Source organism: Clostridium sp., assembly GCF_021372645.1.
In the GTDB taxonomy this organism is placed as follows: Bacteria; Bacillota; Clostridia; order Clostridiales; family Clostridiaceae; genus Clostridium.
The window spans coordinates 38,305-64,585 of sequence record NZ_JAJFUC010000044.1 but is presented as its reverse complement, the minus strand read 5'-3'; the positions used below and the strand labels follow the sequence as shown (position 1 = coordinate 64,585).

Genomic DNA, 26,281 nt, shown 5'->3' with positions numbered 1-26,281 from the left:
AGTTATTCATTGCAGAAAAGTTCCGTATTGTGGCAAAGCCACTCTTTTTATAAGTGCATAGCTGCTTTTTTTATTTAAGTTCTTAATTGCAGCATAGCTGCTTTTTTTATTAGTGCATATTTTTCTTATCGTATCCTGTAAATAAATTATTGTTGTCTTCATTTATTTCAAGTTTAATATCATATAAAGTTCCAACATTATTCTCTTCTAAATCTTCAGCTCGATTATTATATACATTTATTTCACCTTTACGTGCTTCGACATTTACATCTAATGCTTGAAGTTTTTCAATATAAATTTTAGGAATATCTGCTGTTGTTTTATTATAAATATCTAATTCTATTTCTGCATTTATCGGTACTGCTCCATTTGAATCTACATAGTTGCTAAAGTTTATAACTAAATCCTTATCATCAGTATCATCTTTATCTATTGATAATAGATGAACACCTTTATAATCTTTAATTTCAATATTTTGATATCCTGTATCAGTTGTCGTAAAATAAACAGACATTTCTATTTTTGATTCACTGTTACTTGGCATTGGTATTTGTACTGTTAAACTATCTTCAACTGGTGTATATTTATTGTTTTCACTATATTTCCAATATCTCATACAATCTTGTGAAACTATTTTACTAACATAAAGTTTATTATCTTTTAGACGAGATCCATCATCTGTATTTAATTCAACACTTTGCCCTGTTGTTTGCGGTGTCTTAAATGCTTTTGCAGGAGTTAAAGTAACTTTTTCTTTATATTTACTTACGTCTTTATTACATATAGCATAATCTTTATCTACATATCTTGTATAAAAAATATTTCCTTCATGATCCTCTTCCTTTTGGAATATATCACCACCTATATTAAGTGTCATCTCTATAGTACCAGGAATTTTAAAACTGGAAGCTTTCATATTCTCAATTATCTTCTTTCCTTCTAAAGCAGCTTCCTGTTTTACCTGCCCTGCCTTAGTCTGTTTTATAATAATCATTAATCCATCATAAACAGAAATGGACATTATTGATAATATCGCAATACTTATCACTACTTCTATGAGAGTAAACCCTCCATACTTTTTAGAATTATTCTTCATAATACTCACCTACTTATTATTAACACTTACATTACTTAAATCACCTTCAACTATAACTCGTGGATTATTAGAATCCTCTCCACTTATATTTACATTTAACAACTTATCTGTTTTATTAACTATTTTAAGTTTCATTGCTGAATTATCATTTGCATCTAATCTGCTTCTGCTTAAAATATCCAAAACTATATTTTTGGCTACTGGTATAAACTCTGCCCCTAATCCATCATAATTAGCTGGAAATGTTCCTTTTGAGGTCTTATATTTATAATAATACTTATCTCCATCTTGAGTTAATATCATTTCAACATTTTCCACTGAATTACTATCTGCATAAACATAAGTTGTTCTTAAATCATCCTTTGCCTTACCCATGATTATTGTTGGTAAATCAGAAGCTGTAGGTTTAACTGAAGCTATAAAATCACTTTGTTCTTTATTTACTTGTGAGTTTGATACTGAATTATTAGCTGTTGTTCCACCTGTCACTGATGTGTTAGATGCTGTACTTGCCACTCCTGCACTAAATGGTACGCTCTTTCCATAAGTTTTATTTAAATCCCATTTCAAATAACTTTCTAACTCATCATTAATCTTTGGAATTGAATAAAATTCAAGATTAAGTGTTCCTTTTATTCCCTTTGAATTATCTGAGCTCAATTTTATGGAATTTACTACAATCTTCTTCTTATTATTTCCAATTGCATTTAAAAATTTATCTAAATTTTCATAACTCCCTTCAAATTTAACTTCACACTTAATATATTGCACCGTATTTTTCTTCGTATCTTTTGAATCTTTTTTATTACTTTCATTAGAATTATTTGAAGCATTTTTGCTGTTTGAATCACTTGTCCCGCTAGCATTATTAGTTTCGCTCTTTGTAGAATTATCCACTGTTTTTTTAGTATCGTTAAATGCACTGTTGTATTTGTCAACTATTCCCTGTAAGGAACTTTCAGCTAAAGATTTTTGCTCTTTTTTTGAATTTTCTACATTATTTGAAACTATAGGTGCAAAAGTAATTCCTCCTTTTAATCCACTATCTTTTAGTAACTTATCTAATTCTATTATTATATTCTCTTCACTTATTGTTGGATAAAAAGGTAGGGCTTCATCACCTATCTTCGCTTTTAATATTTTAATATCACTTTTTTTACTTTCCATTGAATTGATTGTATTCATAGCAGTCTCATATTTTTGTTTAATTTCCTTTTCTGTCTTAACCTTTGCTTCAATTTCATTTGTTTGTGATGTATAAACAAATTGATAATATACAAAACCTACTATAATACTTCCTAATACACATAACATTATTTTTTCTTTATTGCTTATCTTCATATTATCCAACATCCTTTAACACACATTTTATATCAAAGGAGTACTCTCCCTCTACTGCACTCTGAGTATCTATTGAATTTACATAAACGTCTGACATTATTGGTAGTTCATTTAAATTGTGTTTTAATTCAGCAACTGCTTCTCTATTAGTGGATGTACCTTTTATAGCTATAGTATTTTCTACCACATCTAAGTTCTTAAATGAAACTTCACTTGGCAGCGTTGAACTTATATCCTTTAGTAAGGTGTCGGAAACATTATCTCTGCCTTTAACAGAAATTGCAACATCAGTTAGTGCTGTATCATATTGCTTTAGTATATCTATTTGTTTATTTATATTATCTGCTTCCTTTAATTGTGTTTGTATTTCTGAAGCTGATAATTTCTCATTATAGCTGCTTATACTTTTATTTAGCAAAAATATTCTAGTAATGTTAACACCAAAAGTTACAATTATTAAAAGTCCAACTATTATCATTGCTCCATATACATAAATATTCGAATTTATCTTTTCTTTCTTTTTCCCTAAATAGGGTTTAAAAAAATTTATATCTTTCATATTGTAACCTCCACCTAAACTCTTATGACTGAACCTATGACATTTATAAAGTCATCAATAGGTTTTCCATCATCTTTTGATTTGAAGGCAATTTTAGTAATTCCGTTTATTTTTGTTTTTATTCCAAGTTTTTCTGCCATATATTCTTCCATGCCATTTATCTTAGAACTTCCTCCAAAAATAATTATCCTATTCACTTCATTTTCTGTATTTCTATTTTTATAAAATTGAATTATTTTTTCTATTTTTTCTATCCAGTCATCTACAACATATCTAACATCTATATTTAATGGATCTAATTCTTTTTTTAAATCTATGTTTTTTATTTTAAAATTTATTAATTCACTAGCCTTAACACCACTTCTTTGTAATATTTCATCAATATCATTTCCACAATCTTTTATTATTCTAGTAAAGTCTAGCTGATCATCTTTATATATATTAACATCGATAAAGCTTGCTCCCATATCAATAAAAGCAACTGAATCGTTTGACTTATATTCAAATTCACTATTTATACCTGTAAAGTTAATAAATTTATTTACTGCATTATAATTTACGTCTAAAGCATATGGCTTTAAATTTAATTTTAGTAAAAGATTATAATATCCTCTAGCTATTTTTTCTGGATATGCAATAACACGGACATTAAGTTTTGTTGTTTCATTTACTACTTCTTCGCCTAAAATTGTTACTTGCAATATATAATCTTCTAAATTAATTGGTAAATACTGTTGGATTTCATATCTTACTACAGTATCCATTTCTTCTTCTTCTACCTTTGGAATTAAAATTTCTCTATTTATAATTAATGTAGAATTAGTTGTACATGTTGCATCCTTAACCTTTATTCCGTTTTCTTTTAATACTTGACTCAATTTACCATATAATTCTTCTTCTTTTTTTATTTCTCCATCTATAATGGCATCTTTAGGCGTTGAGATTGTAATATATTTGTCAATAGTTAAATCTTCTTTATAATACATCCCTTCGACTATTTTTATAGTAGAACTTCCCATATCAAAAGCAATGACTTTTCTCTTTTTTTCTTGGGTACTTAATTTATTTATTTTTTTTAAACTTGTTGAACATTTAGCTTTTAAAGTTCCTATATCCATATTCATTAAAGACTTAATGTCAATTGATTTTTTCTTTTCTTTAGGGTCTATCTCATTATTATTTTCATTTAATTCATCATATTTATTTCTTCTTAGCTTCATAGCCTCACCCATACCCCTATTTTTATTCATTTTGTATATACAATTTAATCAAGTTATTCTTAACTTTAGCTCAATGTTGCTTATTAACAATACCTTTATATTTTGCAATTCATATTATTTAATTACTTAATGATTCAATATAAGATGTCTAGTTAACAACCAATAATAAGTAAATATAAAACTTATTATAATTTATTATTGAATTAAAGTGTAAGAATATTATTTAACCTTACACTTTAATAATTAATTTAACATAATTTTCAAGCTTTTACTTACTATATGGATTGCCAGCAGCAACAGCAGCAGGCTTTGGAAGTACTTGTAAACTATTTGCCTCTACAACTACATTCCCATTATTATCAATTTCAGCTGAAAATGTTCCAGCTGTTGCTTCTTTAGCTTTTGGTTTAGGTATTGTGTTCCCATTAAGTACACTCTGAAGATTCGCAGTAGTAACTACATTTGGAGTTGCTGCATCTGCTCCTAATCCAAATCCAGTAACCCCATTTGTAACTGCAACTGTTACAGCTGATTGAATAGCCTTAGCAGTTGCTATATCAGCTTTTACATTGGCATCTTCTCTTATTTCAGCAAACTTTGGTATAGCAATAGACGCTAAGATTGCAATAATTGCAATAACAATAATTAATTCAACTAACGTAAATCCTTTCTTCTTTTTCTTTGTTAATTCATTCATTTTTTTGATTGATAAATTATTCATTTTAAAACGCCTCCTAATTTTTATATGTTTTATTTTTAATGCACTCTGGATCGCACATTGTGCATTAATTGCTGTTTTTTTAAATTTGATTATAACTATCAAACATTGGTAACATTATGGATACTATCATAAATCCAATTATAAATCCCATTACTACTATTAAAATTGGTTCCATAAGTGCTACTGATGATTGAATTATTGTTTCTAATTCATCGTCATAAAAATCAGCTGTCTTATTTAAGATATCATCTAGTGAACCTGTTTCTTCACCTATTTTAACCATTGAATAAAGCATTGCTGGAAAGATTTCACTTTCTACCATCGAAGAATATAAACTTTCTCCTCTCATTACCTTATCTCTAATTTTAATCAGTGCAATCTCAGCAATTTTATTTCCTGCAACGCTTGAAACAATTTCCAAAGCCTCTATCAAAGGTAGTCCACTTGCAATCAGCGTAGATAAAGTTCTTGTAAATCTTGATACTATAATCATTTGGTTAAGTTTCTTAAGTATTGGTAATTTTAATTTAAGTTTACTTGAAATTAATTTTCCTTGTTCTGTCTTAAAAAAAGTATTAAGTCCATATACACTTATAATTACTCCAATAATTATAGCAATCCAATTATTCTTAATTCCGTCACTAAGCCCAAGTAAAAATCTAGTAGACCAAGGCAGAACTGTTCCGCTTTGTTTAAATATTTCTGTAAATGTAGGCATTACATAAGTTAATATAAATACAACTGCACCAATAGAAACCATTCCCAGTACCATTGGATAAATTAACGCACCTGTTACTTTATTGTTAATCTTATTTTCCTTTTCATAATGAGTTGACATTCTAAGCATTATGGCATCTAAATTACCACTTGCTTCTCCTGATGCTATTAAAGATACTAAAAGTTCTGGGAATACATCTGTATGCTTTCTCATGGCATCTGATAAAACTCCACCCTTTTCAACCTCTTCATTTATATCTTTTGTAGCTTCTCTTAATTTTTGATTTTCAATTTGAACACTTAATATTTCTAAACAGGTTAAAATTGGTACTCCTGCATTTAACATAGTATAAAATTGTCTACAAAATACTGATAAATCTTTAAATTTTACTTTTTTCTTAAATTTTATTTCTATATTTGTACTTTCTGATATTTCCTCTACCATTAGAGGATAATATCCATTACCTGAAATAAAATCTATAACTTCTTCTTTAGAATTTGCCTCATAACGTCCTTCTATTTTTTCTCCGTCTGAGTTCATAACTCTATATTTAAACTTTGGCACACAAACACCTCTTTTTAATGATCAATGATCAATGCTCAATTGTTAATTATTAATTGCTAATGTTGCAATTGTTGAAAGTTCTTCGATAGTTGTCATCCCACTTAAAACAAAATCTTTACATTCACTCTCTAAAGTTTTCATTCCATTTGCTATTGAAATATCTCTAATGGTATCTGAATTTTCACCTGCATTTATAGCCTCTCTATGCTTTCTTGTCATTTCCATAATCTCATAAATACCAATTCTTCCAGAGTAGCCAGTTTCGTTGCAGTATCCACAACCTTTTCCTTTATGCAAAATAAGTGGCTTGTCTGCATCTTGTCCTAAAATTTCTTTTTCATATTTACTAGCTTCATATTCTTCTTTGCAATTATTACATATTTTTCTAACTAGTCTTTGAGCCAATACTCCAACAACAGATGTTGCAACTAAATATGGTTTAATTCCCATATCCACAAGTCTTATTATAGATGAAGGTGCATCATTTGTATGGAGTGTACTTAAAACCAAATGCCCTGTAATCGCTGCTCTAGTGGCAATTTCTGCGGTTTCTTCATCTCTAATTTCTCCAATCATTACTATATCAGGATCTTGTCTTAATATACTTCTAAGTCCACTTGCAAAGGTCAATCCAGCTTTTTCATTTACACTTACTTGATTAATTCCATTCATTGTGAACTCAACTGGATCTTCTACTGTAATTATATTTACACTATTGGAATTGACTTCCTTGAGTATTGCATACAAAGTAGTAGATTTACCACTCCCTGTAGGTCCTGTAACTAAAATTATTCCATGAGGATTTGCAACTATCCTATCTAGTTTTTTTATATTATCTTCACTCATTCCAAGCTGATTTTTACTTAATATAGAACCACCAGTATTTAAAATTCTTATTACTATTTTTTCTCCATTAACTATTGGAAGTACTGAAACTCTAAGGTCTATTTCTTTGCCACCAACCTTAACCATTATTCTTCCATCTTGAGGGATTCTTTTTTCTGCTATATTAAGCCCTGCGAGAATTTTTATTCTAGTAACTAAAGGTCCTAAGCTTTCTATTCCAAGTGTATTAACAATTTGAAGTTTTCCGTCTATCCTATATCTTATTCTTATTTCCTTTTCAAAAGGTTCTATATGAATATCAGATGCTTTCATTTCTACTGAATTCTTAAATAGGTAATCAACCATTTTAACAACGGGTGCACTATTTACCTCATTTATATCTTCATCTATTGTCTTATGTTTAATTGCTTTTGTGCTTTCTTTTGCAAGTTGCATTGCTGCATTACTAACTTGTTGGCTACTATAATATATCCCTATGAATTTACTTATATCTTTCTTTCTAGATATAAAAGACTCTATTTCAAATCCTGTAGATATTGCCACATCGTCTATTGCAAAAATATTTAATGGATCTGCAAGTGCAACTTTAATTTTATTCTTATCAAATCCGAATGGAATTAATATATATTTATTACATAAATTTTGAGGTATTAAGGCTATTGCTTTTCTATCAAAACTTATTGTATTTAAATCTACTTTTTTTATTCCTGTTTGCTGCTCTATAGACTCTATTATTTCATCTTCTGTTATGATCTTATTATCAACTAGTATTTCTCCAAGTTTTTTTCCAAGTGTCTTTTGAGACTTTAATGCTTCTTGCAGTTGATATCCCGTAATTTTACCCGCATTTACGAGAATGTTCCCTAATCTTTTTTTTTCAGTTGCCATTCTTTGTCTCACCTCTCTTGTCAATTCTTGACAACTATTATAAAATATATATTTATTTCTATATTAATAGTTTAAATTCCTCTTTTAATTTAATCAAGTATATATGTTTTACTACAATTTATATTAGTAAATTCCAATAAAACTTTAATATCTCAACTCCCCATAACATAGAAATTAAACTTCCAATTGCTATACATGGTCCAAATGCTATTTTTTCTTTTGTTTCTTTTAATTTTAAAGCTAAAATAATTATTCCTATTATCCCACCTATTATTATTGCTAAAAATAAACCTAATAAAATCCCTTTAACGCCTAAGAATAATCCACAAACAGTAGCGATTTCAATATCGCCCTCTCCCATTCCTCTGGTTAAAAATACAATTAATCCTATAATTCCAAAGCCTATTACTGCACCTAATATTAAATCAAGAACTTCATTCTTATACATTGCAGCTTGTACTATTATGAAAACTACACCTACAATACCTCCAAATATCGTTGTAGAAGTATAAACAAATTGAGTATCATAATCTATCAGTCCAATGACAATTAAAATTGATACTAAAATACAGTATTTTAAAGCAATTAGAGTTAATCCAAATTTTAAGTATATAATCAAATATAATATTCCATTAAGACTTTCTATGAATGGATATCTTATAGAAATTTTTTCATTGCAATATTTACATCTTCCTCTAAGAAAAATATAACTAAATACAGGAACTAAATCCACTGAACTTAAATTATGTTGACATTTTGCACAATGTGATGGTGGAAATGCAATTGATTCTTCTTTAGGAATTCTGTAAATACATACATTTAAAAAACTTCCTATAACCAATCCCCAAATCCCTATTAAAGCATAATCCAATTTATCACCTTCTTAAATATATCTTTTAATACTTTTGCCATTTTTCTTCGGTTAATTTGAAATATATTGTAAAGTAAATGTTTACTTAATTTTGCACTTTATGTAACATACTTTCAAGCATCTTCTTAATATATATTTCATAATATTTAAAGCTAACTGAACAAAGTGAGTTTTATTCATTTTTGCATATAAAAAAACGACCTTTATAAACTCTAAAGGTCGGTTGCACTATTAACTTACCATATATAAAGTGCCCAATTAAAATATATGGATCACAGTTTCCTTATAATAAAATACAATATTCTTTTCTATATTATAATAATATCATTAATATGGTACATTTGTCCATATATATAGTTCTTCCGTAAATTAATCCTACATTTCACCATTTATACACAAAAAACTTTATGCTTCTATTTTCAACTTTTTATAATCTTATATAAGAAAAAACATATTCAATAATTATATAAATATTGAATATGTTTTTAACTAAACTTATCTTCTAAATATTTTACAACTTTTATTTTCTTTAAATCTACTATTCATCCCATCCTTCAGGGAATTCAGCATTATGATAAACCTCTTGAACGTCATCATCATCTTCAAGTAAATCTAACATCTTTTGGAACTTCTTAGCCGACTTACCTAGCTTCGCACTACTATTGAGCGATTTTTATTCATAATTATTTTTATGACATACATCATCATCCAACACATGGCAAAAACCATCATCAAAGCTTTGTATATCATAATCACACTGTATACCTTCCCTAATTGTATGTCAATGGAAATACTATCCAATTTTATTTGCAATCTTGTCTACTTTTTCTTCTATAGTATCTACCTTAGAATTGATACTAGATATTAAAGATTGATTAGTCAAAACTAGTTGATTGTTAGTCTCTGTAATTTTATCTAATGTTGAGTTCATTCTTCCCCACATGATATAAATGAAATAAGCCATAGCTATACAACAAGCTACTGGGAATCCAAAGTTTTGTATTACAGTTATCATTTGTTCCATAATGAACACCTCCTTTCTTATAATATTTGGGCATTAAATTTATACTACATTTATAGTTATTGTTTCTATAAGAGTATCACTTTGTAACTTAACAACTGATGTTCCAGCTTTTAATGCCGTAATTTTTACATCATTAGTTGAATAAGTTAATTTACTTCTATCAAATGTTACAACGTCAGAACCACTTACAAACCAATTGTTGATTAAATTTCCCCAATCATTACAATAAACTTTAATAGATTTAACTTGTCCAACGGTCATATTTATAGTAGGATTATGAACCTCTACATTATCAATAAATTCTCTCAAATTAGGAGATGGAGTAGAATATTTATTGAAGAATGATTGTGTAACAGTATAGCCTGTTGAATCCGTAGTAGTTAATTGATATTGATAATCTCCACTACTTGCACAATTAATATTTGTAACATACACTTCATAATGATCTGCATAACCATAATTAATAGATGGTACTGACCAATTATTTGTACCATTTGCACTTGTTAATGTACAAGTTAATGATTTATCGGTATTAGGATATAAGCCACCAGTATCTTTATAAACTTTAAATACTACTTGTTGCCCTTTTGAAAATGATGAAATTGCAGAAGTAGCTTCTAAATGGAAAGGCACTTGTACTACTGGAGCGTTACTAGCTACAACTGTGTTTATAGTTTTAGTAACACCTCTATAAGTAGCCTTAATACTAGTAGAGCCAAGACTAACACCAGTAATTAAACCACTTGCAGATACCGTTGCCACATTTGTATTGGTTGATGAATAAGTCACTAATGGATTAGTCATAACAACACCATTTCTCTTACAAGTAGCCACTATTTGATGTGTAAATGTTTCATCTAAATTTAATGATAATTGAGAACTATCAACATCTAATGTATAAGTTGAAGTGCCATTATCAACATTTATATTCTTACTAGCTATTACGTTTCCTAAGTTATCTTTAGCTTGTAAAGTGAACGTATTTGCAGATAATGTTGAATGACCATAAATTGTACAAGTACCATTACCATCATCAGAAATAATGTTGGCTATATTTTGCGAATCAAAGTCACTTATATAGAAAGTACAAGTTCTTAACGGACTAATAGTAAATACTTCATCATCTAATTGGTGGAATGAATCTACTCCATTAATTGTATAAACCACTTGCAATTCAGATATAGTAACATTTATTGTGTAGTTAGCTTTACCCTCATAATCAATGTTAATAGAAGTTGAACCAACTCCAGTTCCAGTTACAAGTCCATTGTTACAAGTTGCAATCGAAGTATCACCAACGCTATAACTTAATGTTGGATTTTCTATTACCGTACCATTTAATTTAACTGTTGGATTTAATTGAATAGTCTTAGTTCTTTCTATTATTATAGAAGTCACATTAGATTCAATTGTATATATATCTCCTAGCTTAACGTTTAATGCATAAGTTGCACTTACACCCATATAAGTACAAGTTATGACACATGAACCATTCTTAATAGCCGATACTAAACCAGTAGTTGATACTGTTGCAATAGTTTCATCACTTGATAAATAAGTTACTAATGGATTTTCAACTATAACATTGTTTTTCTTACAAACAGGACTTAATTGATAAGTTGTTCCTTCTTGTAAATCTCCACTTGCACTATTCAATGATATTTCATAGCTATCAGTTTTAACTTCTAAAGAATATTCAGTAGATATACCTTCATAAGTACAAGTTACTTTGATATTACCATTTGCAATACAAGTAATTAAACCACTAGCTGATACCGTTGCAACGCTTTCATCACTAGATGAATACATTATCACAGGATTATCAATTACAATATTATTCTTTTTACAAGTTGCAACTAATTGAATTGTATCTCCAATATGATTTTGAGAACTAATAGTTGATAACACTATAGTATAATGGTCTTCACTATAACCATAAGCTGTTTTCTTAGCCGTAACTATTCTTATTCCTTCTTTTGTATTATCTGAACTAGTTACCAAATATGCATAGTTTTTATACAATAAATTAGTAAAACTAGGTGAATATTGATTTAATGGAATAGTTGCATTAATATAAGAGTTTTCTTCAAGGAAATAATCAGTAGCCACTATTGTTGATGTATCTTTGTCAACAAATCCATTAAGGTTATATCTATTAAGATATTGTTCATCAGTAGAAGCCATAAACTTATCACATTTTCTTATAGTTCCTTTGTGATAAACGGTTTGAGCGAATTGTTCCTCAATATCTACAACTAAATAGATATCAGTACCAATAGTTATAAGAGAACCTTGTTTAAATGGTGTCTTAGATATAATTGTCTTCAAGTCATAATGGTTTTCAGAGCCATTACTACAAGGTTTTAATACGAACTTAGTAGATACTCCATCTATTTGACCAGAAACTCCATTCATCTGAATCTCTAAATTCATTGCATATTCTATTGTATTTATCATTTTTCCACCTCCTTATCGTGTAAAAAATATAGGTCTTATATTTGATGATATATATTCATCCTTTTTTTGTTTTAATGTCATAATTCTTTTATTCAAATCATATATTCTATCGGCTATTGATGATTTAGCTTCATCAGTTGATAATAAGTCTTTAGAATCTATCTTTCTCATTAAATCCACATCATTTGATAACGCTTCTAATACAGATATTACTGTTTCTAATAGTTTGATTTCATTATCACTCTTCACATAAGGAGATGTTGCAACCAAACCATTTTCATCTAATAATAAAGTGTAATCCTCGTCTGTGAAATATTCTTTGTTGTTTAATTCAAGTTTTAATCTTTGTAAATTATTAGTCATTTGTGCATCTTCCTTTCTATTTCATTTGTTTTAAAGATTCAAGTTCTTCTTCAAGTTCTTTAATTCTTTTTTTGAGTTCATCGTTTTCTTTGTATATATCTCTTCCTGAACCATATATTATTTCTTGGGCTCTTTGTTTCGCTTCATATTCTTTTCTATAAAGTTCTGTGTAATCTTTCATTTAAACCATTCCTTTCTATTTTTGAGTATCAAAAAAGGACTACCTCAAAATAAGATAATCCCTTTTTAATCTGTTAATTAATTTTTTCTAATAATACTCTTTTCTTTTCATTAAACTCTTCTTCCGTCAAAATACCTTTATCTTTCAAATTCGCTAATTGTTCGATATCTTTATAAACATTGTTACTATTATTATGTGGCTCAATTGGATTCCCATTACCTACAGCTACATTAATATCATTAGTAATAGCTTGTTCATCATAAATGGTTAAGTGTCCATCTAATCTAAGAGTCCCATAATAATCTCTTCCTGCCAATAGTGCCTTTTCTCTTAAATAAGCATTATTAGGGGTTTCCCTTAATTCGCTTAATAAATCATCATAAATTTCTTTCTTTGGCATTGCCTTATCTACTTTACTACTTTGCCATATAACCCATATAGATATGCATATTACTAATATTATTACTCCTGTATAGAGTGCCATCATTGAACTATTGTTCATACCATTTCCCCCTTAAACTTCGTTGTAACTGGATTGTACCATAATATTCCTGTATTCTCAAATTTTTTCGGTGGGTGGTTTTTTACTCTGTAAGCCGACTATTTCTGAAAATGGGGTAATTGCATTATTACACACATCTAACGTATATAATTCACTTTATACCATAAAATACCACAATAATTTCGTTAAATAAAAATTTCCCGAACTGTTTTGCGTAATATTATGATGAATACATCCTTATAAAACGAATACCAATCCTCTTCAATCCTAGTATTAGTGCCACTTCTAACATCAACACCCTTATCTTCTCACATAGTTAGTCTTTTTGCATACTTATACATCAATAAATAGCGTTCATTATAGCCTTAACGGTGCATAATGCAGTATTATGCATCACTAAGAACCTTAAAACCTAAATTTTAATGCCAATTATGACCATTAAATCACCTAAATGTACTCCAAATCACACCAAATATGACACATTATTATGGAAATATAGCCTTTTTCATACAGATACTTATAATCTTGTTGTGTACCAAACTTGGATTATCCATACTTGGTAGTATCTCCACCCCTCAAAATCATTGATAGACTTCAAGAACATGATGAAAAGATGAAGATAATCGCTTTGTTTTTAAAAGGGTCATATTTCAATTATACTTTGTTATAAAAAAATGTGTAGATAACAAGACTATACTATCCACATATCTCCTTCAACAATTACCCTTCTCAATATGCCATTATCTTCTTGTCCTCACTAACCATTCTGTCCTTGTCTTTTCTAACTATTACCTTCCTCCATCATACTCTCTCATACTCCTATTTACTCACTCCCCCACCATCACAAAGAAAATACGACATCGCTGTCGCATCTAACTCACTATTCGTCACCTTTTAAGCTGCATCAGGTTCATCAACCTTCTCGCTCTTCTTTAACCTCTCTAACTCCATACCTACATCGTCTGATACAGGTGACTTCTCAATGATAGATTGTAAGCTAATAGCGTTCATATCAAATTGTTTCTTTAAGTTATCAAGTAACTCACTTGCATTTTGAGGTCTACTATAATTAAATGTAACATTAACATACTCGCTCTTAGTCTCTTGACCTATAAGCTTTCTAATAACATTAAACCTTTCATTGAATCCTCTTCTCATTACTTTCTCATTAATCATTGCATTAACATCTGCAAGAGAATATAACATCTTTAATGATACTTCACTAACATTAGCTATATTACCACTTCCACCTAATATACTAGGCATATAAGAGATAATATTCAATTCATTCTGTAATGTATCAAGATAATATTTAATAGTAGAGTAATCCATAGTAGCCGTTACATACTTCATGTCAGCTCCATTCTCCAGAGCCACATTAAAGCCAACACTATCATTACTAATACTTCCTTCAATTGCCTGTCCTTGAGTTAATAATAATGGATTTAAAGATAATGTATAAATACTATCTCCCATTTTTGAAAGTATATCTTCTATTTCATCAAGAACTGGTATTATATTTTCAAGTAATCCTTCGCCATATCTACTATCCCAATCATTCAAACCTTTATAATGTAATGGTAAGCCACTAACATTCTTATATTCTCCTGTCATAGTAATAGTATCACCATTATCATTCCATTCTTGAACTTTATCCTCATAATAGACATTCCAATAATTCTTGTTTTCTGCGTTAGTCCAATGTTCAATGAATGCAATATATTCAAGCGAATCATTATAAACAGGATAACTGCAACTATTATCTATGACCTTAGATGTAATTCTATCTCCATCTTTATAAATATATTCATATGAATCTCCGTATTTAGTTAGCTTATCCATTAGTTCAAAATCAATATCATTAAATCCACCATAGTTATATATTTCTTGTAGTTCTTTAACTAAAGCTTCTGAACCTGTTAAACTCACACTATTCCCTAATAAATAAGTTGAATGAAAATTTAATATAGTCTTTGCATTATTAAGTATTAACTTCTTAACCTTAAATTCCTTATCCTTATACTTAGTATCTTGTCTACCTAATACTTTATGTGTTCCATGTAGATAATTCTTTAAAGTCCTCACCTTTGCAATTCTAGTTGTGTTATGAGGTTTTTCCACCTCTTTTGTAAACCAAAATATATCGTTTGTATATTCATTTTTAATGTATTCTTCTATTTTTTTCATTAGTAAATCATTCCTTTCTTTTTATCCTTTTGAGTTTTCAAGTCCGACATTGTCGGATTTGATTTTCTATAACCATTTATAATTCTGACCACTCTTCAAACCAGCTAAAGCTAATGCAGTTGCAATAACTAAATCATCATGGAATCCTCCCATTGCACCCATAGAGCCGTTATCTTTAACCTCAAACACCTTCATTTCTTCCAATGTTTCAGCCGAATGTAATAATATTTGATTTGTTTCAAACATTTCTCTAAGGTCGTTGATTATAATACCTTTGGTTTTTGAATTAGTATCAAATCCAACTGTGTATCTGACCTTCATAAATTCATCATAAGATTTGTATTTACTCATGTTCATGTATTTGAATGTGTATCTCAATCTCTCAATAACGCTATGCCCTCCACTAGCTTTTTCCACAACTAAAAGAGCCTTGTTATAATAATGACCTAACTCATTTACAAACTCTGCGAACACATAAGGTTTAATCTTGTTATCCTTGAACATTGCAACCTCTTCACCATCTTTGTTAAGAACAACACACGTACTTGAGTCTTTACCAACACCCTCCGAACTATCCACACCAATGTAATATTTTTCCCCAACTTTAGGTTTTTGGTACATAAAAAAAGACCTACCATAGTATTGTTTTAAAATACTTGGTAAATCCTCAATATCTGTTTTCTTTATAAACTTTTCTTTTTGCAATTGTAATACACTTAATACATTGGTTATCCTTTCATTATCAAACACGCTATTACCACTTGTGATAAATGCCATTGCATCTGTTAATGGAAACTCTTGATTAAATTGGTCAATTGAACTATTTTGAATCTTGAGCCTTCTCCAACATATAATATCTAAAGTCATTCCTTCAATTTTTAATAATTCTCTTTCTTCTTCCGTTAAATCCTTTTCGCCAAATTCATGACCATTAATATTATTAAATATCTTCTTGAACTTCTCATATTCATCTAAGAACATACATGATGTATCAATATAATTGTAAAAGAATCCTTTATATGAGTTTTCATTATTCTTAGATTTGTTATACAAGATATTATAATGGTTTAATCCATTAGCCGTTGATTCTATGATTAAGTGACCATTAGCTTGAATAGCTTGTTCAATAGCCAATAATTGTTTTGTAGCTACATCTGATTGAACAAATGCAAATTCAGATATATGACATAATTTTAAGGTGTTACCTCTTGATTTATCTGTATGCCCCATAGTTGAACATGATATTATAGAACCATTTTGCAATTGCAGTTCGGCTCTGTTATTTTTTACTAATTTAGGTTTAATACCACTTGGCAAACTATTATAAATAGCTTTAAGCTTATTGAATATTGCCCTTGTAGATTCATCATTATGAGATAACATCATGCAAGTTGAATTAGGAATAGTTACTGCATAGTAAATAGCTAGTCCACATATAGCCACGCTCATTCCACCCTGACGAGCCTTTAATATTATATTGTAACTATCTAAATTCTTAATGAAATCTTTTTGCATTGGATTTAAAATAAATGGCACTAGCTTACCATTCTTATCAGTAATCTTTAAAAAGTTTTGTATAAATAATACAGGATTATTCCACACCCTCATAAATTTCTCGTCTCTATTCATCATCTAAGTTCAATCCTCCAATCAAATCATCTAATGCAGATGATTTAGCTTCGAAGAAATCACTTCCACTAAACTTCATAATCCAATCAGCTGCACTCTTATCACCTTCTAATGCAAGCTTTAACATTGCATTATATATCTGAACCAAATTAAAATCCTTGTTTAACTTAGTAATCTCAATCATGGCTCTTTGAACATCTTCTCTTTCAAAATATGTTTTAACAGCCCAATCACTAGTTTGAGATATTCCAATTGAAGTTTGAACACTTTTCCATTCCTCTAGCTTTTGACCATTTATATACCATTTGATAAAATACCAAAGCTTTTTATTTTCTAAAATATCCTGTACATTATCTTGTAAATTAACTACTTTTCTTGACATTCTATCACCTCCATTATTTCTTCATAAGTTCTTTGTCTTTGTTCACTTGATATCTTCATTCTTTCACCCAACTTAGCTGATTCAACCATTATCCTCTCTTGTATTTCCATAAATTCATTGTTGCGTTTTCTATTTTCCTCACTTTGGATAAGCTTATCCTTATAATTAGCTATCCTCATTTCTTCAAGTAAAATTCCACATATTAAAACCATTATTCCTATATTTAACATTCAAATCACTCCTTCTTAATTTCTAATTTATTGCATAAAAAAAGCGAAGGTGCAATTACCAACGCTTCTTTCAACTCCAACGCTTCAACAAGCTTTGCGTGAACTTGTTCATGCAATCAAAGATTATTTTACTTTTACTAAAATAGGTTCTTCTATTAACTGTACCCCCTGAGACCCCTTCAGTTGAGGGGACTAAATTCTCATATCCAACTTTTAGACCCCCTCGGTAAAGGGGACTATCGGAATTAGTCTATTACTCACTTTAAATGTGTATGATACTACAACCCCTTTTTTCTAGTATATGGCTATATTGTTTTACACAAAGTTTGATTTCTTCATTAATATCGTCTACACTCGCTTGTAAATTATTAATAACATATATATTGGAGAAGTCTTTCCATAAGTCCTTATCTTTTTCTTTGAACTTATATTTACTTTTATAAACCGTTATCATATCCAATTCAACTAACATATCTACATATTTACTAGCTTGTTCATCTTTGATGCCTGTCCATTTGTGAATAAAATCAAATGATTGCCAAGTAGCTTCTGCCTTTGCATCAGCTCTTCTATCTAAATAAGTATCTTCACTTGTTAGTTTTCTCTTATATACCCTAGCCTTTAGATATAAGTAGAATTTTAACATTCCCATCTTAGTTCTTAAATCACATTCTAATTCCATTATCTTGTCAATCTCACATTGAGCCAACTCAACGAAATTATCCTTTGTTTCTTCCTTCAATTTACTTACATCAATTTTTAGTAATGTTGTTGATTTGATTGAAGTTTCAGTTCCTTCAAAATTGATATATCCAATTTCTCTTAGTTTTAATAATATATCCTTTACGGCTCTTCTATTATCTTTATCTAACTTATAACCAATATCCTCAAGTAAGCTATCTATAGTTCTATAACATTTGAATCTAAAGTCGCTACCTAAATATAATTCATGCAATATTAGTATTACTTTATTATCTCCTACTACTTCCATTATAGTTCCTTCCTTTATATATTCTATTTCTTCTTCTCTTTCTTCTTCATCGTTTTTCATGTAAAATAATTTGTTTGGTATTCTACTGTAATTATCATTATATTGTTTCCTCATTCGTTTTCACCATTTATCCTATTCTTTAGTTTTAAAGCTATTACTGATTTCTTGTAAAGCCTTGTTTAATTCTCTAGTATTTTTGAACCAAAATATTAATTTGGTACTATCTTGTATATTGGTTTCTATCCCTAAACATATAAACCCCAACTTCATTAATTTGTCTGCATCTATATATGACCTAACTATTCTATTTTCATAAGTAATTTCTTTATTCATTCTAATTTCCCTCGTCTTTCTTCTTTAGTATTTTGTGGAGGGTACATTTCGGAACTTTGTTCTCTTCTATACCCTCCACAATTATTCTTCTTCGTGTGGTGGGTATGAATGTCCATACGCTTGTACAAATGTACCCACCACAAGTTGTATTATTTTTTGTGGTGGGTATGATTATGGACAAATCACCTTTTCGTACCCTCCACACTATTTACACATTTTCTCCAATTCTTCTATCATTATAATCACTTTGTCGATTCTTTCACATAACTCACTCTTTTTCATAAGTCTTTCAAGTCCTTCTTCCATTTCTTCAATCTTAGCTTTTTCTTCTTTGATAGAAGCTTGTTCTTTATCAATAGCCATACGTTTATCGGCAATATCTTGTTCTAGTTGTTTTTGTTCTATTATTCTTCTATATTCTTCCATTATAGCTTCATGTCTTATATCGTCTTCTTCTTTATTTCTACACCCTCTACGGAAATATTTTAGATTAGACATTACGACTTTAGAATTGAATAATTCATCTTTGTAGAACTCTTCCTTATTAGTCCATAACTTGCCTTCTATTCCAGCTTCATATATTTTGTAATTATCCTCTGTGATGAACCCTTCATCGGATAACCAATTTAATCTCTCTTGGATTTTATTTTGTTCTTTCACTTTTCGTCTTTCTACGGCTTTATACAACTCTTCCTTTAGTTCTTCTGGAAACTCAAAATGGAATAGTGTTCCATCTCGTCTTGTATAAATAAGGCAATCTTCTGCATGAAACTGTTTTTGGTCAATACTCTTCAAATATATATCTTTCTTCTTTACCTTCCCATCAACTCTAAATGATTTTCTTTCATAAATATAATACTTCCCATCTCCTCGATGTTTCTTGTTCTCTCTAAACTTAATTATTATCATTCTAATTTCCTCGTCTTTCTTCTTTTGATTTTTTTCTTTTAATCCATGTTATAACTGACAATTCCTTTTGATTTATAAGTCAAAGCGAAATTAATCATTCTATCTTTTACATTTAAAATATCTTTATTGTATTTACTATTCTTACCCTCAAAATTTACATACTTACTTTTGTAGCTTTTTAATTCTCTAAATCGCAGATCTGACAAATTAAATGAAGTTTTAAAGATATCACTAAATATTAATTCTAGTCCTAATAAATCTATATTAGTTTCTAAATATCCTTCTTCATTTACCCATATCTTGCCGTATTTCAAATTCAATTGATTTTCTACATAAATAATGTAACTTAAATTCTCTTCTATGAAATCAGCTAAAAATTCATATTCTAAGATAGCTAAGTTCTTTCTTCCCTTTTCCTTAAAGCTTGGATTAATAAATGGGTGATATACCCCATCAATCGCACATAAAACAGCTAGTTGGTCTTTGTCCCATGTGGTAATATCATAATCATAATAACTCAACATAGTTATAAAACTACTCACTATAAATTTATCTGTGTAATTACTAGATGATATATTAGTAATAGCGTTCAAGTTTGCACTATTAGGATTTACTTTATCTGACTTATCTTTTTTTACAACATGATTATCCCAACATTTTATTTCTCCCTCAAGAGCCATATCCAAACCTATAATATTGTTCCAATCCAAATTATCATTAGTTCCATATAACATTTGTTTACCATAGCTATTCCAATTAGCTTTTTCATAATTTACATCTAAAAAATAGTTTATTTCTCTATTAAATAATTCCTTTTCAATTATTGAACACATAAACGAATCAATATCATCACTTAGTAATAGAGAATACTTTGTATTATTGTCTTCGCACCATTTAGGCATTAGTTCTTTTAATTCATGCATCATAATTAGATAATTAATCTAATATCTTTTTTGTTAATAATAATGTTTTGTTCTTTCTTCACAATAATGTATAAGAAAGATAGCTAAATTAATTAATTCACCTACCTCTCTATTCTTGTTCTTCTTTTCTATTTTTAATTAGGTCTTCTAATACGTCTTCCATTCTTCCTTGTTTATTGGCTTCCCCAATTTTAACAGTAATTTTGTAAATCTCTTCTAATTTTTCATCACTAACTAAGTTTCTATTCTTCTCTATTTGTGTGATGTATTGTTTACTTGTCCCTAACGCTTTAGCTACATCAAGTTGAGTTAAGTTATAAATGGCTCTGGTGTATCTTATTCTTTCCCTCATTGTCATAATTCTCATTCCTTTCCTATTTTATTTCTATTACTTTAGGTAACTTAAAAAAGAGACAGAGCTATTCACCCTGTCCTTTAAAACTAAGCTATTGTTTTTCTTACAATAACAACTCCGTCTTTTTGGATTAGACCTACTGCAAAAATCATATCTGCGTATACGTCTGTTGACTTTGTACTTGCATCTCTATCAAGTTCAATTAATACATTTCTCTTAGGCATAATACCAAGAGAACCAGTCTTGATGATGTAAGTCTTAGTTTCATTTAATGTTGAATCATAAGTATTAGAATCGGCAACTATAACTGGAATACTTCCTCTGAAATAACCAATTACTCCGTTCTCAATCTTACCATTGCCATCTTTAGCGTAAGTCTTTGTAGCGTTTACAAACCCTTCCATTTTATAGAAGCTTGGTACTAGTAAAGAATTTACAACTATTCCTGCGAACTCGTTGTTATCTTGTTCATCACCAAAGTTTTGAAAAGCTAAGTTTAATTCATCTTCTGTAATAGCTTTTGCGTTTGCAACACTTGATTTTAATATTGCATTTGCATCAATATCTTTAACCATTTCATTATCAAGAGCCTTAGCGAATATACGAGATTGTTGAAGACTAGCGTTTTCTACGAAGTTTCCTAATGCAGTTAAATCATCAACATCATAGATTTTCACGCCTTTTCCGTATTGCATAATTTTCTTTCCTGTACTTGTTTGAGAAAGTTCTTCTAAAGTAATCTTATCACCTTTTGCCATTAATTCTGCATCACTTAAAGCCTTAAACATTGGGAAAGTAACAGTATCTCCAACATTGCCTGTTAATTCTCCTAATACTGTTGCCATATTTGCGATTTTTACTTTACCTTTAACTTTTTCAGTTACTAGAGCTGAATAAACGTCAGGTACTATAATTGTATTTGCCATATTAAATTCCTTCTTTCTTCTTTTGTTTTTTTGCATATAAAAAAAGCCTAGGAAAATAATTTCCTAAGCTATATATGAATCGTTTACTATTTACTTAATGCGTTATAAAGTTCAATATCAGCGTTATATAAACTTACCCTTTCGGCATAACTCATTTGATTGAATTGTTCTTTTGTAACTACACCATTAGAGTTTTGATGATTACTTGGTTTATAAGTGTTATTACCATCACCAACTATCATTTTAAATATCTCGTCTAAATTAGTGTCTTCACTAATATTTAGATACTTTGCAAGTTCACCATTAATTCCTTTATCGGATAATTGTTTACTCAAACTATTTAATTGTTCTTGTTTTGCAATAGCTTTTTCCTTATCTTCGAGAACTTTCAATCTTTCCTCTAAAGCTATTTCAGCTTCTGTCTTTTCAACAGGTAATTTTTCTTTTAATTCTTTGATTTCTTTGTTGTATTTAGTTCTCACTTTATCCGTTTCACTTTGAAGTATAGCTTGTACCCCACTTAACTGTTCAGTTGATAAATTTAATTCGCTTAATTCCATATTGTATTCTTCCTTTCATGTTAGTTTATAGTTCTTGTCTGCCCTCGTATGAGTTCATTAAACTATACCCTAGTATATTTTATTCTTGAGAAGTTGCCCCTCTTAGAGAGAAGCAGAGAGTTTAAATTATGAATAATGAATTTCATGTAATAGCTTAACCATTACTATGTAAGTGAGCGTTTATTGTCTACTCAAGACTTAATTGCCACAATGAGGTAAATACTACCTTTGCAATAGTTAGTTTTCATTAATTTTCGAGGACGGTGGATTTTGAACCACATCAACTAACAAATTACCATTAAAATGAGTTTCATTGAAATTAAACAATGAATACCAGTATATATAAAAAGCCTTACGATAATCGTAAAGCTAGTTATCAAAATTATTTAAGTATTGGTCTAGTTTCTTAGCTATCGGCAATGGTAAGTCCCTCTTATCATTTATAAATAGTGATAATGTACATCTATGGATTCCAATATTTCTACCTATAAATGCAAGACTTGTGCCATATTTCTTTTTATGACCTCTCAATCTTTCTCTTAATTCTTCCATAATATTACTTCCTTTTTCATTTGTTTTTATGTTTATTATGTATTTTGTAACGATTTGGTTATAAATTGTAAGAGTCTTCTCTCCTGAAGTACCATTAGAGCGATTTTCTATAACCATTCATATTACTAATAATAAACGGTGTTAAAAAAATATTTTTATCCTAATTTTGACCTATTTTGAGTTTTTCGATTCCTCTCCTGAAGCACAGATAACTTAAACCCTCGAATCCATTGATATCACTACGTTTAGGAGGTATTAGAATTTAAGTTTTAACGATAAAAGGGACGAAAAATGATTTTTTTGAACATCTCTCCTGAAGCACTAATAGCGACAGACTCCAACCCCATTCATATTACTAGATTTAGATGGTGTAAAAAAATTAAAGTCGTAGCCTTTTTGACCTATTTTTTATATTTGGGTTTCTCTCCTGAAGTAGGAATAGTGGTAACTTCTACAATGCCTTATTTTACGCATAATAAAAGGTGTCAAAATAAAATTTGCCGAACTATTTTGCGTATTTTTTGATTTTTTGAATTTCTCTCCTGAAGTATCGAGATTTTAAAACTCGCAAACTCTTACCTCTACTATGTTTTAAGCCATACGATTTTAACTTTTTATCCGATTTTTGTCCTATTTTTGATTTTTTGAACATCTCTCCTGAAGTAGGAAACTAACAAACCCTCAAACCCATTGGTATTACTAGGTTTGAGGGTGGTAATAAAAATTTTTTTATCCGATTTTCGTTATTTTTCGATTTTTTTGAATTTCTCTCCTAAAGTACCATTAGTGCAAACTTCTACAATGCCTTATTTGCCTAGTAATTAATGGTGTAAAAAAATTAAATGCCGAACCATTTTGGACTATTTTGAGAACTCTCACGTATCCTCAAATTCGCCAAAATTTTCACCCCTACGGTACGCTCATTTCATTCCCTCCCCTATCGCAACTCAAAAAGTGGCTTAAATCAACCCTTAAAACCGTACTAACTCCCTAGTCTCTATAGTAATACTATAGTATATACTACCGTCCGTATAAGTGACCCACGCTTAAACGCAAAAAAGGACTAAGTAATTAAACTTAATCCTAATCTTATTCAATATTTTGTCATATATAATTCAAACCTTAGTCACATATTACTCACTATTTTTTAAAGACCTTTTCACGATGATATCTCATGTATTTCTTTTGTTCTTCATTTAAGTCCACTTTTATATCATTACTTATTCCTAATGTTTTCACATCTTCTTCATCTAATTCTTTAGATATCTTAATATCACCTTCATCAGTAAATGTTATTAGTCCTTTGTCAATTAATTTATCATGTCTATTGCATAATAACAATACATTATTAATATCAAAAATCTCCTCTTTTTTTCCTTCTTTTTTACTAATACTTTGTGGTTTTAAATGACTTTGTATTAACAAATCTTCTTTAGTTATTCCACAAAGCTGACAACACTTATATTTTTCTATCAAAAACTTTCTTAACGTACCTAAACTTTTAATCGGTACTACATAATTTTCATATTTTATAGGCTCTCTTTTATACTTGTTTAAATCAATAGTATTATAATCTACATCAATACCATAACTCCATTTTAGATAATCAAGAATCACTAAAATATTATCTGCAATTCCTTCTAGCTTATAACGTTCTTTCAACAATTTTTCAATAACTTTATTTATGTTATTAACATAAATTTGATTCTCTTGCAAATAATTAAATAACCTCTTATCATTCTTTTCTAATGAAAATATTTCCTCTTCCACGTATTGTTTGAAAAGAAAATGATAGAGAAAATACTTGTTTTCAAATAAAGGTCTTAATTGTGTATCCATTGCAAAACTAAAATATTTGTCTTGTGCATTTGAACTTGACATAATATCACCTCATACAGTTATTTTTTTACCAACTTTCCAATTTTACTCAATTATATTATCCATTAGATTTTCATTTTATTCAAGTTCATTAACGGACTTGTTTTAACGCTCATTTCTATAATATTTTCATCTTCCAATCCTTGCAAATACCGTTTAGTTATGGCAATATCCTCATGTCCTAATAACCTAGATAAACTATAAATATCTAATCCATTCCTAAGTTGAGCCTGTGCAAAATAATGACGGCAAGTATGTGGACTACATCTTATTTCTTTTCTTATATTAGCCATTTTGCCACATAATCGCACTACTCTTTCAACGGCTTCTACCGTTAAAGGTTTAAATCTATAAGACAAGAAAAATGGTGTATTTTCGTCCATTATCCTATTTTTAAAGTAACTCTCTTTACATCTAATATATCTAATAATTATTTTTCTTAAATATGGACTTAAAGCCACTCTTCTATCTTTTCTTCCTTTTCCTTGTTTAATGGTCAAACTATTCTCATTTACATCAATATTTCTTATGTTACATAATTCTAAATTTCTAACACCTGTATCTAATAAAAATGCCATTATAGTTTTATTTCTTATATCAATATAATCTCTACCTTTGAAAACATTAATCAATTTTGAAACTTCTTCATCATTGAAAGTATTTATAATAACTTTTCCTTCTCTAATCCAACTAACTCTTGCCATAGGATTTAATGAAACAATTTCTTCATCAACAACATATTTAAAAAAGGCTCTAAAACATTTTATGATTCCATTTATGTAAGTTGTTTTTCTTCCTTGTCTTTCTAAAAACTTGATATAACTTTTTATATGAGGTGTTTTCACCTCTTCAATTTCTATAATTTCATATTCTTTTTCTAAATAAGTGAACATTAACAAATTATTATTTCTATAACTTTTTAACGTTCTTTTGGAATAATTCCTTATCTCCAATTCGAGAATAAATTCCTTTAATAATTCTTTTAATAACAAAAAAAGACACCTCCTATTAATTTCACTCAATAGTAGTTGTCTTTTTCAATATACATCATAGTCGAAGACTAAAAATAGACGTA

General features: G+C 29.0%; 27 protein-coding genes, 1 pseudogene and 1 riboswitch. All 28 genes and pseudogenes read right to left on the bottom strand.

The genetic code is table 11. The annotated features are described in order from the left end of the window. Positions 1-109: 109 nt before the first annotated feature. Positions 110-1,096: a type II secretion system protein gene (locus LLF98_RS07315; RefSeq protein WP_291702321.1), complete on the bottom strand. Its 987-nt coding sequence runs from the start codon at positions 1,094-1,096 to the stop codon at positions 110-112. A 9-nt stretch (positions 1,097-1,105) separates the two neighbouring features. Further along, entirely contained in the window at positions 1,106-2,437 is a 1,332-nt protein-coding gene (locus LLF98_RS07310) for a pilus assembly protein PilO (protein WP_291702319.1), read from the bottom strand. A 1-nt stretch (position 2,438) separates the two neighbouring features. Continuing rightward, a complete protein-coding gene (locus LLF98_RS07305) occupies positions 2,439-2,996 on the bottom strand; it encodes a PilN domain-containing protein (protein ID WP_291702317.1) in 558 nt (185 codons plus the stop codon). Positions 2,997-3,010: 14 nt separating this feature from the next. After that, positions 3,011-4,216: a pilus assembly protein PilM gene (pilM, locus tag LLF98_RS07300; protein WP_291702316.1), complete on the bottom strand. Its 1,206-nt coding sequence runs from the start codon at positions 4,214-4,216 to the stop codon at positions 3,011-3,013. A gap of 268 nt (positions 4,217-4,484) precedes the next feature. Next, positions 4,485-4,937 (bottom strand): prepilin-type N-terminal cleavage/methylation domain-containing protein, encoded by a 453-nt coding sequence (locus tag LLF98_RS07295; protein WP_291702313.1) that lies wholly within the window; start codon positions 4,935-4,937, stop codon positions 4,485-4,487. 79 nt (positions 4,938-5,016) lie between these two features. Beyond that, positions 5,017-6,219 (bottom strand): type II secretion system F family protein, encoded by a 1,203-nt coding sequence (locus tag LLF98_RS07290; protein ID WP_291702311.1) that lies wholly within the window; start codon positions 6,217-6,219, stop codon positions 5,017-5,019. A gap of 42 nt (positions 6,220-6,261) precedes the next feature. Next, the gene (locus LLF98_RS07285; protein WP_291702309.1) at positions 6,262-7,953 is read right to left on the bottom strand and encodes a type II/IV secretion system protein; all 1,692 of its coding nucleotides are present in this window, start codon (positions 7,951-7,953) and stop codon (positions 6,262-6,264) included. Positions 7,954-8,071: 118 nt separating this feature from the next. After that, entirely contained in the window at positions 8,072-8,824 is a 753-nt protein-coding gene (locus tag LLF98_RS07280; protein WP_291702307.1) for an A24 family peptidase, read from the bottom strand. Positions 8,825-9,033: 209 nt separating this feature from the next. Continuing rightward, positions 9,034-9,116, bottom strand: a riboswitch (cyclic di-GMP riboswitch). Positions 9,117-9,362: 246 nt separating this feature from the next. Beyond that, positions 9,363-9,461: pseudogene (locus tag LLF98_RS07275) on the bottom strand (YebC/PmpR family DNA-binding transcriptional regulator); the annotation flags it as partial. A 156-nt stretch (positions 9,462-9,617) separates the two neighbouring features. Then, entirely contained in the window at positions 9,618-9,848 is a 231-nt protein-coding gene (locus LLF98_RS07270; RefSeq protein ID WP_291702305.1) for an iduronate sulfatase, read from the bottom strand. Positions 9,849-9,887: 39 nt separating this feature from the next. Further along, positions 9,888-12,305 carry an Ig-like domain-containing protein gene (locus LLF98_RS07265; protein ID WP_291702303.1) on the bottom strand — a complete coding sequence of 806 codons (2,418 nt, stop codon included), beginning with the start codon at positions 12,303-12,305 and terminating at the stop codon, positions 9,888-9,890. Positions 12,306-12,317: 12 nt separating this feature from the next. After that, positions 12,318-12,668 (bottom strand): hypothetical protein, encoded by a 351-nt coding sequence (locus LLF98_RS07260; protein WP_291702301.1) that lies wholly within the window; start codon positions 12,666-12,668, stop codon positions 12,318-12,320. Positions 12,669-12,684: 16 nt separating this feature from the next. Further along, entirely contained in the window at positions 12,685-12,849 is a 165-nt protein-coding gene (locus tag LLF98_RS07255; protein ID WP_291702299.1) for a hypothetical protein, read from the bottom strand. A 73-nt stretch (positions 12,850-12,922) separates the two neighbouring features. After that, positions 12,923-13,351: an SHOCT domain-containing protein gene (locus LLF98_RS07250; RefSeq protein ID WP_291702297.1), complete on the bottom strand. Its 429-nt coding sequence runs from the start codon at positions 13,349-13,351 to the stop codon at positions 12,923-12,925. A gap of 894 nt (positions 13,352-14,245) precedes the next feature. Beyond that, positions 14,246-15,538 carry a phage portal protein gene (locus LLF98_RS07245; protein WP_291702295.1) on the bottom strand — a complete coding sequence of 431 codons (1,293 nt, stop codon included), beginning with the start codon at positions 15,536-15,538 and terminating at the stop codon, positions 14,246-14,248. Between the two features lie 66 nt (positions 15,539-15,604). Beyond that, positions 15,605-17,170: a hypothetical protein gene (locus LLF98_RS07240; RefSeq protein WP_366512080.1), complete on the bottom strand. Its 1,566-nt coding sequence runs from the start codon at positions 17,168-17,170 to the stop codon at positions 15,605-15,607. Then, positions 17,160-17,549, bottom strand: a complete 390-nt coding sequence (locus LLF98_RS07235; RefSeq protein WP_291702293.1) for a hypothetical protein — start codon at positions 17,547-17,549, stop codon at positions 17,160-17,162. The genes LLF98_RS07240 and LLF98_RS07235 overlap by 11 nt, the downstream gene beginning before the upstream one ends. Further along, positions 17,534-17,779 carry a hypothetical protein gene (locus LLF98_RS07230; protein ID WP_291702290.1) on the bottom strand — a complete coding sequence of 82 codons (246 nt, stop codon included), beginning with the start codon at positions 17,777-17,779 and terminating at the stop codon, positions 17,534-17,536. The genes LLF98_RS07235 and LLF98_RS07230 overlap by 16 nt, the downstream gene beginning before the upstream one ends. Positions 17,780-18,041: 262 nt before the next feature. Further along, positions 18,042-18,884 (bottom strand): hypothetical protein, encoded by an 843-nt coding sequence (locus tag LLF98_RS07225; RefSeq protein ID WP_291702289.1) that lies wholly within the window; start codon positions 18,882-18,884, stop codon positions 18,042-18,044. Positions 18,885-18,902: 18 nt separating this feature from the next. Beyond that, positions 18,903-19,103: a hypothetical protein gene (locus LLF98_RS07220; protein ID WP_291702287.1), complete on the bottom strand. Its 201-nt coding sequence runs from the start codon at positions 19,101-19,103 to the stop codon at positions 18,903-18,905. A gap of 204 nt (positions 19,104-19,307) precedes the next feature. Beyond that, on the bottom strand, positions 19,308-20,012 hold the full coding sequence (locus tag LLF98_RS07215) for a hypothetical protein (protein WP_291702285.1): 705 nt from the start codon (positions 20,010-20,012) through the stop codon (positions 19,308-19,310). A gap of 38 nt (positions 20,013-20,050) precedes the next feature. Further along, complete coding sequence (locus LLF98_RS07210) at positions 20,051-20,938, bottom strand: hypothetical protein (protein ID WP_291702283.1); 888 nt, start codon at positions 20,936-20,938, stop codon at positions 20,051-20,053. Positions 20,939-21,044: 106 nt separating this feature from the next. Next, positions 21,045-21,287: a helix-turn-helix transcriptional regulator gene (locus LLF98_RS07205; RefSeq protein ID WP_291702281.1), complete on the bottom strand. Its 243-nt coding sequence runs from the start codon at positions 21,285-21,287 to the stop codon at positions 21,045-21,047. A gap of 89 nt (positions 21,288-21,376) precedes the next feature. Next, a complete protein-coding gene (locus LLF98_RS07200; RefSeq protein ID WP_291702279.1) occupies positions 21,377-22,216 on the bottom strand; it encodes a hypothetical protein in 840 nt (279 codons plus the stop codon). An 86-nt stretch (positions 22,217-22,302) separates the two neighbouring features. Further along, positions 22,303-22,776: a DUF4355 domain-containing protein gene (locus tag LLF98_RS07195; protein WP_291702277.1), complete on the bottom strand. Its 474-nt coding sequence runs from the start codon at positions 22,774-22,776 to the stop codon at positions 22,303-22,305. Between the two features lie 369 nt (positions 22,777-23,145). Next, positions 23,146-23,328 (bottom strand): helix-turn-helix transcriptional regulator, encoded by a 183-nt coding sequence (locus tag LLF98_RS07190; RefSeq protein WP_291702274.1) that lies wholly within the window; start codon positions 23,326-23,328, stop codon positions 23,146-23,148. 1,140 nt (positions 23,329-24,468) lie between these two features. After that, positions 24,469-25,209 (bottom strand): HNH endonuclease signature motif containing protein, encoded by a 741-nt coding sequence (locus tag LLF98_RS07185; protein WP_291702273.1) that lies wholly within the window; start codon positions 25,207-25,209, stop codon positions 24,469-24,471. 62 nt (positions 25,210-25,271) lie between these two features. After that, on the bottom strand, positions 25,272-26,198 hold the full coding sequence (locus LLF98_RS07180) for a tyrosine-type recombinase/integrase (RefSeq protein ID WP_291702271.1): 927 nt from the start codon (positions 26,196-26,198) through the stop codon (positions 25,272-25,274). Between the last annotated feature and the right edge of the window lie 83 nt (positions 26,199-26,281).